Source organism: Acinetobacter sp. CIP 64.2 (assembly GCF_000369645.1).
GTDB lineage: Bacteria > Pseudomonadota > Gammaproteobacteria > Pseudomonadales > Moraxellaceae > Acinetobacter.
The window spans coordinates 2,045,246-2,058,443 of sequence record NZ_KB850122.1; the positions used below are offsets into that span (position 1 = coordinate 2,045,246).

At 42.2% G+C, this 13,198-nt stretch carries 14 protein-coding genes; 9 read left to right on the forward strand and 5 right to left on the reverse strand.

What is annotated here, in order from left to right:
- Nucleotides 1–5: 5 nt before the first annotated feature.
- The gene (locus tag F895_RS01620) at nt 6–560 is read right to left on the reverse strand and encodes a shikimate kinase (protein WP_005244144.1); all 555 of its coding nucleotides are present in this window, start codon (nt 558–560) and stop codon (nt 6–8) included.
- 69 nt (nt 561–629) lie between these two features.
- On the reverse strand, nt 630–1,727 hold the full coding sequence (locus F895_RS01615; RefSeq protein ID WP_010590163.1) for an agmatine deiminase family protein: 1,098 nt from the start codon (nt 1,725–1,727) through the stop codon (nt 630–632).
- A 217-nt stretch (nt 1,728–1,944) separates the two neighbouring features.
- Between F895_RS01615 and F895_RS01610 the strand changes: the two genes are divergently transcribed.
- The 6 genes from F895_RS01610 to F895_RS01590 all read left to right on the forward strand — a co-directional run bounded on the left by F895_RS01610 (nt 1,945) and on the right by F895_RS01590 (nt 7,036).
- Entirely contained in the window at nt 1,945–3,150 is a 1,206-nt protein-coding gene (locus F895_RS01610; RefSeq protein WP_005244148.1) for an acetyl-CoA C-acetyltransferase, read from the forward strand.
- A 10-nt stretch (nt 3,151–3,160) separates the two neighbouring features.
- Nucleotides 3,161–5,296, forward strand: coding sequence for a 3-hydroxyacyl-CoA dehydrogenase NAD-binding domain-containing protein (locus F895_RS01605; protein WP_005244149.1), 2,136 nt, complete (start codon nt 3,161–3,163; stop codon nt 5,294–5,296).
- Between the two features lie 166 nt (nt 5,297–5,462).
- The gene (locus F895_RS01600) at nt 5,463–5,687 is read left to right on the forward strand and encodes a hypothetical protein (RefSeq protein ID WP_005244151.1); all 225 of its coding nucleotides are present in this window, start codon (nt 5,463–5,465) and stop codon (nt 5,685–5,687) included.
- A gap of 66 nt (nt 5,688–5,753) precedes the next feature.
- Nucleotides 5,754–6,608 carry a patatin-like phospholipase family protein gene (locus F895_RS01595; protein ID WP_005244152.1) on the forward strand — a complete coding sequence of 285 codons (855 nt, stop codon included), beginning with the start codon at nt 5,754–5,756 and terminating at the stop codon, nt 6,606–6,608.
- Between the two features lie 31 nt (nt 6,609–6,639).
- Entirely contained in the window at nt 6,640–6,822 is a 183-nt protein-coding gene (locus tag F895_RS0119135) for a hypothetical protein (RefSeq protein WP_010590162.1), read from the forward strand.
- Nucleotides 6,815–7,036: a hypothetical protein gene (locus F895_RS01590; RefSeq protein ID WP_005244154.1), complete on the forward strand. Its 222-nt coding sequence runs from the start codon at nt 6,815–6,817 to the stop codon at nt 7,034–7,036. Before F895_RS0119135 ends, F895_RS01590 begins: the two co-directional genes overlap by 8 nt.
- A gap of 73 nt (nt 7,037–7,109) precedes the next feature.
- Here the strand turns inward: F895_RS01590 and F895_RS01585 are convergent, their stop codons facing one another.
- Nucleotides 7,110–7,742: a hypothetical protein gene (locus F895_RS01585; protein ID WP_005244156.1), complete on the reverse strand. Its 633-nt coding sequence runs from the start codon at nt 7,740–7,742 to the stop codon at nt 7,110–7,112.
- A gap of 116 nt (nt 7,743–7,858) precedes the next feature.
- The gene (locus tag F895_RS01580; RefSeq protein WP_005244163.1) at nt 7,859–9,073 is read right to left on the reverse strand and encodes a class I SAM-dependent methyltransferase; all 1,215 of its coding nucleotides are present in this window, start codon (nt 9,071–9,073) and stop codon (nt 7,859–7,861) included.
- 103 nt (nt 9,074–9,176) lie between these two features.
- On the opposite strand from F895_RS01580, the gene trhA reads away from it, so the two are divergent.
- The 3 genes from trhA (at nt 9,177) to lpxO (ending at nt 12,620) form a co-directional block, all read left to right on the forward strand.
- On the forward strand, nt 9,177–9,818 hold the full coding sequence (trhA, locus tag F895_RS01575; protein WP_005244165.1) for a PAQR family membrane homeostasis protein TrhA: 642 nt from the start codon (nt 9,177–9,179) through the stop codon (nt 9,816–9,818).
- Nucleotides 9,819–10,245: 427 nt separating this feature from the next.
- On the forward strand, nt 10,246–11,556 hold the full coding sequence (locus F895_RS01570) for an MFS transporter (protein WP_005244166.1): 1,311 nt from the start codon (nt 10,246–10,248) through the stop codon (nt 11,554–11,556).
- Nucleotides 11,557–11,714: 158 nt separating this feature from the next.
- Nucleotides 11,715–12,620, forward strand: coding sequence for a lipid A hydroxylase LpxO (gene lpxO / locus F895_RS01565; RefSeq protein ID WP_005244168.1), 906 nt, complete (start codon nt 11,715–11,717; stop codon nt 12,618–12,620).
- Nucleotides 12,621–12,687: 67 nt separating this feature from the next.
- Here the strand turns inward: lpxO and F895_RS01560 are convergent, their stop codons facing one another.
- Nucleotides 12,688–13,089: a hypothetical protein gene (locus tag F895_RS01560; RefSeq protein WP_005244170.1), complete on the reverse strand. Its 402-nt coding sequence runs from the start codon at nt 13,087–13,089 to the stop codon at nt 12,688–12,690.
- Nucleotides 13,090–13,198: the final 109 nt, after the last annotated feature.

Sequence of the window (13,198 nt, forward strand, 5' to 3'; positions counted from 1 at the left end):
TCTTTCTACAAGTTAAATAAATGAGTATCCATCTCGTTTAAAAATACTGCTGTCTGTTTTGGCGAAGTCAAACGAATAAACTGGATATGCTGATATCGAGCATCATTCATCATCGCCAAATACTTTTTACGATTTTGAGCATGATGGGTAATCATCCATAAAATAATCGAATCCTTAGACAGAAAACTGGTCTTGAAACTTTCTCGATTATTGGAATTTTCCCATAATCTTTTTTGTGTCACCGCTCGACTAATTGCTCTTTTAACTGAGCGGTACAGATTTAACGAAAATGAATAATCCAGCCAAATAATCGTATCAATATATTTAAGCTTCAAATCTTGGGTTCGAGAATAATTACCATCAAGCACCCATCCACCAGCGGCTTGATCCATTTGATGTTGTAATTTAGCAAAAAACTCATGATCAGGTGTTTCTTGCCAATCATCCAGCCAAAATAAATCATCCATTTCAATGTAAGACAATCCTAGCTTTTGAGCAAGTTGACGAGCAAAAGTGGTTTTTCCAGCAGCAGATGTACCGACGACATTGATAAACTTCATGGCTTCTCGACGTTATTCATAAGCACTCAATGTTTTTCTCTTCTTCCTATTTAAATAATGACACATCTATCACTTATCTCTTGCCGCTTGAATAAGTTTCACGGCATTGTCTCCAGTTACCTGCCAAGTCAGACAACGCACACTACCGCCCATTGGACAAACACTTTCGGCATTTATAGGAATAACTTTCTTACTGGTATTTTGCTGGATAATCATGAGTGCTTTTTGATCATGCGGCATATTAAAGGTCGGCACATAAATATTATGATGCGTGACCGTGGCATTTAAATTCACCCCACAAGCCGACTCAAAACCTTCCCATTGCCCTTTGGGATTAGTTTTATATTCCACAGGCACTTCGACAATTTTTGCAGTTGGAAATGAAGCTTTTAACTCCTTCATCACCGTTGTTCTAAATGCAGGCGTTTTTGAATAGTCATTCACCAACAAGGTATTTTTATCTACCCAACTGACCATGCCATCCGAATGTGCTAGTACTTCTTCATCTGGTTCTAAAATTGCAACTTCGGTTGCACCCAACGTGGCTTTTAACTCTTGTTTGGCCTCGTTATAACTCAGTTCATTATCTTCCATGAAACGTGTGGTGGTAATCACACGACCCGCATAGTCATCAACCAGATTCCCCCCATCAAGCATCAGATCAGTTTTGGCGCTTTGAATCTGATAGCGATCTGTAAAACGACTAAAGCTTTTTTGCACATCTTTACTTTGCTTCTGCGTCATCGACGCCCACGTATAAGTAAATTGCACCGGTTGCATTGGATTAACGGTAGTAAAATCACGCATCCAGATATCACGGACATCATCCACCAGTAAAATGTCTTCTGGCACTTTGCCAGTGAAATACGGTTTGGTGTCTTTATCGACCACAATCACCACATTATCATTACCCAAAATGGACTTGGCATAATCAATCTGGAAATCGACAATCCGTTGAAAAGCAGATTTGTAATAAGGGTCATGTACAGAAGGTGCAGACAATACCAACAACATTTTGTCATCAGCAACTTGATTGGAATAGGTTTGACTCATCTTGTTTTTATCCTGCTTTGCTGTGCTGTTATCAACATCCCGTCCCGAGGTATCGCATCCCAAAAGTGACAAGATCAATGCCATCACTGCATAGTGGCGCTTGGTTTTTATCATGTGCTTTCGCTCATCATTTCTATCTCTCATTTTCAAGCACCAGTCTAATCGAAGACACTGTCAGACATATCAAAAGACACCAAAATTAACGATTGTCTGAATTTCTCAGCCCATTGGCGAAAAACATCAAACTTGTCAATGTTTATCATCATTGCACTGACACTTAAATTGAGTACACTCGATAAACAACAATTTTAAGGTGATACAAGGAAAACCTATGAGCGAGGCCTACATTATTGATGCCATTCGCACGCCACGCGGAAAAGGAAAAAAAGATGGCTCACTGCATGAAGTCAAACCGATTACTTTACTCACATCATTATTGAATGAATTACAACAACGTCACCAACTGGATACCTCAAAAGTCGATGACATTGTTTTAGGTTGTGTCACTCCAATTGCAGATCAAGGGGGCGATATTGCCAAAACCGCTGCGATTGCTGCAGGGTGGAATGATGATGTGGCCGGCGTACAAATCAACCGTTTCTGTGCGTCTGGCTTAGAAGCGGTCAATTTGGCAGCACAAAAAGTCCGTTCAGGTTGGGAAGATGTGGTAGTTGCCGGTGGCGTGGAATCGATGTCACGTATCCCAATGGGTTCTGATGGTGGTCCTTGGGCACTTGATCCTGAAACCAACTTAAAATCGTCTTTTGTGCCACAAGGTGTTGGCGCAGACTTAATTGCCACTTTAGATGGCTATAGCCGCGAAGATGTAGACGCTTTTGCCGTCGGTTCGCAGCAAAAAGCGGCTGCGGCTCAAGCCAAAGGTTATTTCGACAAATCCGTAGTGCCTGTTAAAGATCATTCAGGTGTGCTGATCTTAGAAAAAGATGAATTTATTAAAGGCAATACCACAGTTGAAGGCTTGGCAAAACTCAATGCCAGCTTTGAAATGATGGGACAAATGGGCTTCGATGCGGTTGCGCTACAGAAGTATCCTGAAGCACAAAAAATTAACCATGTGCATCATGCAGGTAACTCCTCAGGCATCGTTGATGGTGCTGCGGTGGTGTTATTGGCTTCTGAAAAAGCCGTCAAAGAACAAGGTTTAAAACCACGTGCCAAAGTACTGGCAACGGCCTTGGTGGGTACAGATCCAACCATCATGCTGACAGGTCCTGCCCCTGCTGCACGTAAAGCTTTGGCCAAAGCAGGCTTAAGCATTGATGACATCGATCTGTTTGAAGTCAACGAAGCCTTTGCAGCAGTCGTAATGCGTTTTATCAATGAACTCAAGGTTCCTGCCGAGAAAGTCAACGTCAATGGCGGTGCTATTGCCATGGGCCATCCATTGGGTGCGACTGGCGCGATGATTTTAGGCACTTTGCTGGATGAATTAGAGCGTCAAGGTAAAAAACGTGGCTTGGCTACCTTGTGTGTCGGTGGTGGAATGGGGATTGCCACCATTATTGAGTTGGTGTGAGGAGAACAACATGAGCGCTATTAAATACGAAAAAAACGCGGACAATATTGTAATTCTTACTCTTGATTCATCGGGTCAATCTGCCAATACCATGAATGCAGAATTCCGTGATTCACTCAATGAAGTCAGCCAAAAGCTTAAAACAGAAACGGATCTGAAAGGCATTATTTTCCGTTCTGCCAAGAAAACCTTCTTTGCAGGCGGTGACTTGGATGAATTGATTCAAGTACAACCTGAACATGCTACTGAATTCTTCAAAATGATTGAAGAGCTCAAAGGTGACTTACGTACGATTGAAACTTTAGGTGTACCTGTTGTTGCTGCCTTAAATGGTACGGCACTGGGTGGTGGTTGGGAAATTGCGTTGGGCTGCCATTACCGTATTGCCATCAATGATCCAAAAACCAAATTTGGTTTGCCTGAAGTAACCTTAGGCTTGCTGCCAGGTGGTGGCGGTATCGTGCGTATGGTGCGTTTGTTGGGCTTACAAAATGCATTTCCATTCTTGATGGAAGGTAAGCAGTTTGGCGTGGATAAAGCAAAATCGTTGGGTCTGGTACATGACACTGCTGAAAATGAGCAAGAGCTATTAGACAAAGCCATTGCTTGGGTCAAAGCCAATCCGAAATCGCAACAACCTTTTGATGTGAAAGGCTACAAAATTCCGGGGGGCGATCCCAAAACGCCTGCAGTTGCACAAGTGCTTGCGATTGCCCCTGCGATGCTACGTGACAAAACCAAAGGTTGCTATCCTGCGCCTGAAGCGATCATGGCGGCTGCGGTTGAAGGTGCACAGGTTGATATTGATACCGCTTTGCGTATCGAATCACGTTACTTTACTCAACTCACGGTCGGTCAGATTTCTAAAAATATGATCGGTACCTTCTGGCATGGTCTGAATGCAATCAAATCAGGCGTAAGCCGCCCTGCTGAAGTTGCAAAATGGCAAGCGACCAAAGTCGGTGTGTTAGGTGCAGGGATGATGGGTGCAGGCATTGCCTATTCAACCGCAATCAAAGGCATTCCTGTGATCCTGAAAGATGTCTCTGTTGAAAATGCAGAAAAAGGCAAAGCTTATTCACAGAAACTTTTGGATAAACGTGTTTCACAAGGTCGTATGACGGCAGAAAAACGTGATCAAGTGCTTGCACTGATTACCGCAACAGCAGATGCAGCTGACTTACAAGGCTGTGACCTGATCATTGAAGCAGTGTTTGAGAATCAGGAACTGAAAGCTAAAGTGACTCAGGAAGCTGAACAATATTTGGCTGAAGGTGGAATCTTTGCATCGAATACCTCGACCCTGCCCATCACAGGTTTGGCGACAGCGAGTAAAGATGCTCAAACATTCATTGGGCTGCATTTCTTTAGCCCAGTGGATAAGATGCAACTGGTTGAAATTATCAAAGGCAAACAAACCTCTGCCGAAACTTTGGCCAAGGCTTATGACTTTGTTCAGCAAATTGCCAAAACTCCAATCGTGGTGAACGACAGCCGTGGCTTCTTTACCAGTCGCGTGTTTGGTACATTCATCCAAGAAGGAATGCGTTTACTCGCAGAAGGTGTACACCCTGCCAAAATTGAAATGGCCGCATTGAAAGCAGGTATGCCGGTTGGCCCACTGGCGATTAAGGATGAAGTCTCTCTAACCTTGACTGAACATGTTGCAGCAGAAACTCGCAAAGCCTTACAAGCAGAAGGCAAAGATTTACCGAAAACCCCAGTGGATGAGGTGGTACACACCATGATTCACGAGCTAAACCGTAAAGGCAAAGCGGCCGGTGCAGGTTTCTATGACTATCCTGAAAATGGTAAAAAACATTTATGGGATGGGCTCAGTCGCTGGCAAAAAGACAACAATATTTCTGAACAAGACATGATTGACCGTTTCCTGTTTGTGCAGGCACTGGATACGTTGCGTTGCTATGAAGAAGGCGTATTAGAATCTGTGATTGATGCCAATGTCGGTTCGATTTTTGGAATTGGCTTTGCCCCTTGGACAGGGGGTGCGATTCAATTCCTGAATCAAAATGGCATTGAAAAATCCTTACAACGTGCTGAGCAACTAGCCGATCAATATGGTGAACGTTTCACACCACCAAAATTATTGAGAGAGAAAGCGCAACAAAAGGCAGTGATTCAATAATCTCGATTTAGCCAAGCCGATTAACGCCCGTATGGAACTCCTTGTCTATACGGGCTTTTTTATAGGTTCGACAAAATCACAGCAAAACATCTGAGTAATGCATCACAATTTATGCTATAACTTCAGCAATTCTGCTTTATTTTTTTGCATCATTTGGAAATTTCTTATGTCTGAAAAACTCTGCCCAGAAACTTCGCCTTGGGGCTGGAAAGCATTAATTATCACCACAATTCTTAGTTTTTTGTTTATGGTGATTTTCTACTTGGCTATTAATAATGAACCAGATTATATGCCAATGAACCAGAAAAAAGCGGCAACCCCTGCTGAAATGTCACAATCCTCAATGTCGACAGAAACTGGCTCAACTGAAGCACATCAACACAATCACTAAAGTGTTATTGTCGAATATGATAAATCCGTGTAAAACATGGGTTTATCATGGTACTCGAGATTTTCAATGCTTCAACAAAATCGTCAGGCACTGGTCGTTGAAGGCGGTGGCATGCGTGGCGCATTCACCAGTGGTGTCTTAGATGCATTTTTACAGCAACAATTTAACCCTTTTGATCTCTGCGTTGGTGTCTCTTCAGGTTCGACCAATGTCGCCAATTATCTTGCCGCACAGCAAGGTCGTACGCTAAATCTCTACCTCGACCACTCACTTCGTTCTGAATTTATCCAATATGGTCGCTTTTTCAAAGGGGGTGACTTACTGGATTTAAAATGGATGTGGGACATCGTTGAAAAAGAACATCCTCTCAATCAAGCCCATCTATTTGCCAATCATCCTGAATTTTATATGGTGTTGACCCATGCTATTTCAGGTGAAGCCACCTATATCAAAGCTTCGAAAGACAATATTCTTGACGGATTAAGAGCCTCGAGCTCGATTCCAGTATTAACACGTCAAGCCGTTGAAGTATTTGGTGAGCCCTACTTTGATGGGGGTGTTGCCGATGCCTTGCCCGTACATTGGGCAGCGCAACAGCATGATGTCTCTAAACTCATGGTACTCCGAACTCGCCCAAAAAATTATTATAAGGCCAGCAGTAAAGGTGACCAATTGCTTGCCAAATACCTGTTTAAGCAGCAACGTGGTTTTGCACATAGTCTTTTGACTCGCACCCAACGTTATAACGATGCTGTCGAATTTACCCGCTCAGCCTCTGACCAGAAAATTCTGGAAGTGTGTCCCCCTGATTTAAAAAACATGGCAGGTCGTCTTTCCAAGGATAAGGCCAAGATTCGCTATAGCTATGATGTCGGTCTGGAAACAGGTTTTAAGGCGATTGAGGACTGGAACGCACTGTAATCATCTCTAGTTCAAGTCAATAACCGTCTGAATGGCCGCACATCGTGCCGATGATAAAACGGATGAGATGACAGAAATCTCGTCTGTGTGCACCATTCAAAGTGCTGACTCACTCAACACAATCAAGAAGTGTATATTTCCACTTGGCAAATCAGCCGCAAAAGGCGCAAAATCTAGTTTTGTTTTTGTTATTTTTGGAATTTATTATGAATAACCAGCCATCCCCAAAAAAAGATTCAAATGAAGAAACCGTATTGGGATGGAAATTTGTCATCATTGTCGGGGTCCTCAGTACCATCTTTTTAAGCTTTTTCTATTTGGCCATGACCCAAGAACCGGATTATATGCCAGGTGCACAACGTAAAGCGCAACAACAGCAACATATTGAACCAGCAGCTGCTTCGGAAATCGCAACCGAACAGCATTAACGGATTTTAGATCCTGACAAACTTCTCATGCGCGAAGTTTGTCATCTGTCTTCCCAAATTAAAGCGCTAATTATTACTCACCTTTCCCCCAAAACTTCCACTTATCTTTTGGGCAGATATAGGCTTGCTCTGAGACAGAAACCAGTTGTCTCGATTCTAAGTCATAGACCTTGAATTGGCATTTCTGGTTTTCATTTTCTCCCAATATTTCATACTCGCGGCCTGCTTGTGGCTTAAATGAAGCTTCCGTATTCTCACATCCATCGACCAGTTTGGCTTTACCTGTAGTACGCTCTGTACCTACTACAAATCCATGCAGGCTGATCGGTTGATTAGCAGTCACCACATATTCCTTATAGGTCACCATCTGATAGGTATTAAAATTCTGCTCAATGTCCTTTTGTATGATTGTTCGTGGCATACCAATCGAATAATTCATATTGATTCGAGTATAGGTTTTAAAAGCATTCCATGCCCCGTAGCCACTTAAATTTTCACGTATGCCCTGTTTTCTATTTTTACAATCAAAAGTATGCTGCATATATATTTGCTGACCATTTTGACCATATAAACGGACTCTGGCTTGTGTTGAAGGATTAAAACTGACGACTCCCTTCTGATTGAGTGGACTCTCAAATTCTTTTGCTTTACTTAAATTGGAGAAGACCAAGAGCAAAACAGCGAGATAAATTTTGTTTTTCATCATTGGAATGACTCGACTTGTTATTCTTCAATTTTTATTTATAACCCTATCGCATAAGTAACGATATCAACCCATATTGATTGATATCGTTAGATTTATCCAGCAATCAATTCATGCTATTAGCACTTACAGCCAATATTCTCGATGGGCATTTGATCTTGCAATAATAATTCCAGACTTTGTTTTTCAATACCATACATGGCTTTTAAAGCTTGGATCTGCTGCATAATCTTGGCATCGGGCTGTTGAATTTGTTTGCGTTTGGTCGCTAATATCATTTTATTCTTACTGGTATGCTCCAAAGAGACAAACTCGAATACCTTAGTTTCATAACCATAGGCTTTTAGCAATAAGGCACGCAAAGTATCGGTCAGCATTTCCGCCTGTTGCCCCGCATGAATTCCGAATTGCAACATTGGCTGTAACACCTCTGGGCTTTGCAGCTGTGGACGGAGTTCCTTATGGCAACATGGTGCACACATAATCATTGACGCATTCAGACGAATACCGGTATGAATGGCGAAGTCAGTGGCAATATCACAGGCATGTAAAGCGATCATCACATCCAGCTTTTCAGGTTGATAACTCCGCACATCCCCTTCAAAAAAATCAAGATGGTTAAAATCGACTTGATCAGCGACGTTCTTGCAAAACTCAACCAAGTTTGAACGTAGCTCAACGCCCGTGATTAACGGGGTTTTCTGTTGCGCTTGCAGATAATCATATAAGGCAAAGGTCAAATAGCCCTTTCCTGAACCAAAATCGACAATATTCAATTCTTGCTGCGATGCATCAATCTGCTCATAGGCATGTGAAAAGATTTCAATGAATTTATTAATCTGTTTCCACTTACGTGCCATGCTTGGAATGATGTGTCCTTTTTCATCGGTAATCCCCAGATGTTTTAAAAATGGACTCTGCTGTTGCACATAACGTTGCTTTTCACGATCATGCTGCTGTTCAACTTTGAGGGTTGACACTTGTTTTTTCTGAGTATTCAACATGGCTTTCTTTTTATTTTTCTTCAGTTGAACATCTTGATCAGAAGTGAATAGATTGGCTTGCTTAGACAGGTTCAATAGCTCAGCAATTTTTTCTAAACCTTCATCAATCGCATAGTTTTTGGTCATGTCTTGTGTAGTGTAATGATATAAGCAAGACAAGCTTGCCTGACCCTGTAACTCAATCACACGGAAGGTCATCTTTTCTAATTGCGCCATTTCGCCTTTGTACTGACTCAAAATCAGACGATCAAAGCTTTTATTTTCAATAGATTGCTGGATATCCAAGAAAAACTGCTGTTCTTGTTCAAAAGAAAAATTCGGCGCAAACATAATGAAAACCTGACAAATAGAAACTAAATTTTAAAGCGTCTTACTTTAAAAGGGAAATTGCATTACGATACAGTTGTATTTTTATGCAATATGACTGCGCCTGATGAACACAAACACATTACTGGACTATGACCCCAAAGAAGAACTGATGAATGCCTATAGTCATGGGGCTGGCGCAGTACTGGCTTTAATTGCCTCAGTCTTTTTGATCATCAAAGGCTATGGCCTGCCTTTGGGACAATGGATCAGTTTATGGGTCTATGGCTTTAGCTTGGTATTATTACTGAGTAGTTCCATGCTGTATCACTTTGCCCAAGACGAACGCAAACGTTATTGGTACAAGAAACTGGATCATACCGCGATTTACTATCTGATCGCAGGCACCTATACCCCTTTTCTCAGTATCGCCATTCCAACGGCCAAAGCGCATTATTTACTGATTGCCTTATGGGTCATTGCCCTGATCGGTACACTGTTTAAGCTGGTCTTCATTCATCGCTTCCAAAAACTTTCTTTAGCCGCCTATTTAGTCATGGGTTGGCTGGCTGTTTTGGTTATGGATGATATGCAACATTACCTGTCTAAAGAAGCGGTACAACTGCTGATTGCAGGGGGATTGGCTTATACCATCGGCACATTGTTTTATGCCTTAAAAAAGGTAAGATATACCCACGCAATTTGGCATGTTTTTGTGCTATTAGGGGCAGGATTACACTTTTTGGCAATCTATTGTTATGTATTATAAGTCCATATATAGCATTAAGTTTTCGAAGTAAAACTGCACATTCAAAAGGAATTTTTCAAGACAGTCATTAGGGGCTGTTGACGTTTCATCCATACATTGCGTTATTGGCTAAAACGACATAAACAAGGTATGAAACGCAGGCAATGGTATCCCCTTGTCAAGTTTCATAACGCAGTTTAGAGAAGTTTTAGCCATAACCCTGAGCAAGAGCAAAGCCCTGCTTTAATTGCAGTGCAAGGCGAAGCTCAAGGACAGGGATATTTTTGCCGTTACTGCGTTATATCTTGCTTACTTAGAATGACTAAGTTTCGCAAGGCATTCCTTTACCGCCTAAAAAATTCCCACTGTCGCAATGAGAGCTATAGCTCGTAAAGTGAAATGGCCGCAGCCCCTATATGTTCTTGAATAAATAACATGAAGGTCTTGTATGTCGTCGAGCACTACGACGGCCACCCCAGAAGTGGCCAGTAATTCAAAAGTAAGGGTATTATTTGCCAGCCTTGTCGGTACCACGATTGAGTTTTTTGACTTTTATATCTATGCCACAGCTGCTGTTCTGATTTTTCCACATTTATTTTTCCCTGAAAGTAGCGATGGCGCTGCGGTACTCAAATCACTGGCAACCTTTGCCATCGCCTTTATTGCTCGTCCCATTGGTGCAGCACTCTTTGGACATCTTGGTGATCGGATCGGACGTAAAGCCACGCTGGTTGCAGCCTTGCTCACGATGGGAATTTCTACCGTGTGTATCGGTCTACTTCCGACCTATGCACAAATTGGCCTCGCTGCCCCATTATTGCTTGCCCTATGCCGTTTAGGCCAAGGTTTAGGCTTAGGTGGTGAATGGAGTGGTGCCGTACTGCTTGCCACTGAGAACGCGCCAGAAGGCAAGCGCGCTTGGTATGGTATGTTCCCGCAGTTGGGTGCGCCGCTTGGCTTCATCCTTGCCACGGGTTCATTTCTGTTACTGAATGCTTTTATGTCGGAACAAGCCTTTATGACCTGGGGCTGGCGTATTCCATTTATTGCCAGTGCAGCATTGGTCTTGATCGGTTTATACATTCGCTTAAAACTGCATGAGACCCCAGCCTTCCAAAAAGTATTAAACAAGCAAAAAGAAGTGAATGTCCCTTTTAAAGAAGTCATGACCAAACACTTACCCATGCTGATTCTTGGCACCATTGCTGCCATTTGTACTTTCGTGGTGTTCTATCTGACCACTGTGTTCGCACTGAATTGGGGAACCACTAAACTTGGTTATGCACGGGGCGACTTCCTTGTGTTACAACTGGTGGCGACCCTATGTTTTGCCGCCTTTATTCCACTGTCGGCAATTTTGGCAGAAAAATTCGGTCGTAAAAATACGTCGATTGCGGTGTGTATTCTTTCTGCCCTATTCGGATTATGTTTTGCTCCGCTATTAGGTTCAGGTAGTCCAATTTTAGTGTTCTTGTTCCTGTGTATTGGTCTTTCGATTATGGGCCTAACCTATGGGCCAATTGGTACGGTCTTATCTGAGATTTTTCCAATTTCCGTCCGTTATACAGGTTCTGCATTAACCTTTAATCTGGCTGGTATTTTTGGGGCATCCTTTGCGCCCTACATTGCAACAAAATTGGCAGAAAGTTATGGGCTTGGTGCAGTTGGATTATATCTCAGTGTTGCTTCAATCCTCTCCCTGATTGCATTTTTAATGATTCGTGAAACTAAATATGAAGATGTAAATAATCATATTTAGAATCTTTATTCAGATGGTCTATACAATATCAATTTGGACCATCTGAATTACCATTTAAATCATCATTTTTATCTTATAAAGTTACATTTAGGATAGCATTCATCCAAATATTTTTTATGCTAAAATAATCGCCTTCATTTTTCTTAGACGATTGTGTTATGTACGCAGTGATTATCGTTGCCGTATTTTTAATCAGCTTTTTATATACCTATCTACGCGGTAAAGAGCGCTTAAAAGCATCTCGACAATTATTTGACCATTCGACATTTTTAGCGCCAATCAACATGTTTATGACTGGCTTTTCCAAGTTGCCAAACCAGCCTTTCTTCGATGTGGCGCAGTTTCCAGAACTCAAACCATTGCAAGATAACTGGCAAGTGATTCGTGAAGAAGCAATTCAGCTCCAGAATCAAATCAAAGCCTCTGAAAAAAATAATGATGCAGGCTTTAATACCTTTTTTAAACGAGGCTGGAAGCGCTTTTATCTGAAATGGTATCAAGACAGCCATCCCTCTGCGCAACAACTTTGCCCAAAAACAGTTGCTTTATTAGAAAGTATTCCTTCCGTCAAAGCGGCAATGTTTACTGAACTACCGTCTGGGAGTTATTTAGGTAAACATCGTGATCCCTATGCAGGTTCTGTCCGTTATCATCTTGGTTTGGTAACACCGAATAGCGATGATTGTTTTATTGAAGTCGATCAGGAACGCTATAGCTGGAGAGATGGCGAAGCCACCGTGTTTGATGAAACCTATGTGCACTGGGCAGAAAACAAAACTGATGAAACGCGTATTATCTTGTTCTGTGATATTGAGCGTCCAATGAAATGGGGCTGGGCACAGCGGTTTAATCACTGGTTTGGCCGCAATGTCATGTCTGCTGCAAGCTCGCCCAATGATGATCAAGACAAGACTGGTTTTATTAACCGTATTTTTAAATATGGTTATGCAGTACATCATTATGGCCGTGGCCTAAAAGAGCGTAACCGTCCGCTGTACTATGTGTCAAAATGGTTACTATTTGCCATCCTGATTGGCTTGATTTTGCTGCCAAGCCTTCTATAAGCTACTGTGTTTTCCATAAAAAAAGAGATGCTAATGCATCTCTTTTTTTATGGAAAACACACTGATGTTAATTTGCTTTTGCTGTTTGTGTACTTGTCTGGGCCGCAGCAGCATTCGCCGCTTGAACAGCTGCTTCACCAATGAGAGCAATCTTCGCCTTCTCTTGGCTTTGTGCTGACAATGCAGGGTTTGATGCCACAATACGGTTAATATTTGCTGAATTTGCAGGTGCAATAGCGGCTGTTTGCATTACGATTGGACGATTCTCAGTGTCACCCAAGGTATAGCGAATACCAGTACGTGGACTAATGACGGTGGTCACTTCACGTTTGACTTGTGCTTCAGCGGTATTACTACCCTTTGCTGCCAGTACTTTATCCACTGTTGTGGTTTGTGGCGCATCATCTGCAAATGCAAAACCCGATACTGCAACACTTGCCAAAATTAAAAGTTGTAATGGTTTTTTCATTGTCTTCCCGCTTTTAATGCGAACTCAATCAAGATCTCTAAGTGCAATTATGAAACTACAAAGCGTGCCTAGACTCAAGTAAATTCTCGTAAAAAAAGCAGAGCTTCAT

Excerpts from the sequence above, each read along its gene's own strand:
- F895_RS01620 (WP_005244144.1), bottom strand. The coding sequence starts at position 560 with ATGAAGTTTATCAATGTCGTCGGTACATCTGCTGCTGGAAAAACCACT.
- F895_RS01615 (WP_010590163.1), bottom strand. The coding sequence starts at position 1,727 with ATGATAAAAACCAAGCGCCACTATGCAGTGATGGCATTGATCTTGTCA.
- F895_RS01610 (WP_005244148.1), top strand. The coding sequence starts at position 1,945 with ATGAGCGAGGCCTACATTATTGATGCCATTCGCACGCCACGCGGAAAA.
- F895_RS01605 (WP_005244149.1), top strand. The coding sequence starts at position 3,161 with ATGAGCGCTATTAAATACGAAAAAAACGCGGACAATATTGTAATTCTT.
- F895_RS01600 (WP_005244151.1), top strand. The coding sequence starts at position 5,463 with ATGTCTGAAAAACTCTGCCCAGAAACTTCGCCTTGGGGCTGGAAAGCA.
- F895_RS01595 (WP_005244152.1), top strand. The coding sequence starts at position 5,754 with ATGCTTCAACAAAATCGTCAGGCACTGGTCGTTGAAGGCGGTGGCATG.
- F895_RS0119135 (WP_010590162.1), top strand. The coding sequence starts at position 6,640 with ATGGCCGCACATCGTGCCGATGATAAAACGGATGAGATGACAGAAATC.
- F895_RS01590 (WP_005244154.1), top strand. The coding sequence starts at position 6,815 with ATGAATAACCAGCCATCCCCAAAAAAAGATTCAAATGAAGAAACCGTA.
- F895_RS01585 (WP_005244156.1), bottom strand. The coding sequence starts at position 7,742 with ATGATGAAAAACAAAATTTATCTCGCTGTTTTGCTCTTGGTCTTCTCC.
- F895_RS01580 (WP_005244163.1), bottom strand. The coding sequence starts at position 9,073 with ATGTTTGCGCCGAATTTTTCTTTTGAACAAGAACAGCAGTTTTTCTTG.
- trhA (WP_005244165.1), top strand. The coding sequence starts at position 9,177 with ATGAACACAAACACATTACTGGACTATGACCCCAAAGAAGAACTGATG.
- F895_RS01570 (WP_005244166.1), top strand. The coding sequence starts at position 10,246 with ATGTCGTCGAGCACTACGACGGCCACCCCAGAAGTGGCCAGTAATTCA.
- lpxO (WP_005244168.1), top strand. The coding sequence starts at position 11,715 with ATGTACGCAGTGATTATCGTTGCCGTATTTTTAATCAGCTTTTTATAT.
- F895_RS01560 (WP_005244170.1), bottom strand. The coding sequence starts at position 13,089 with ATGAAAAAACCATTACAACTTTTAATTTTGGCAAGTGTTGCAGTATCG.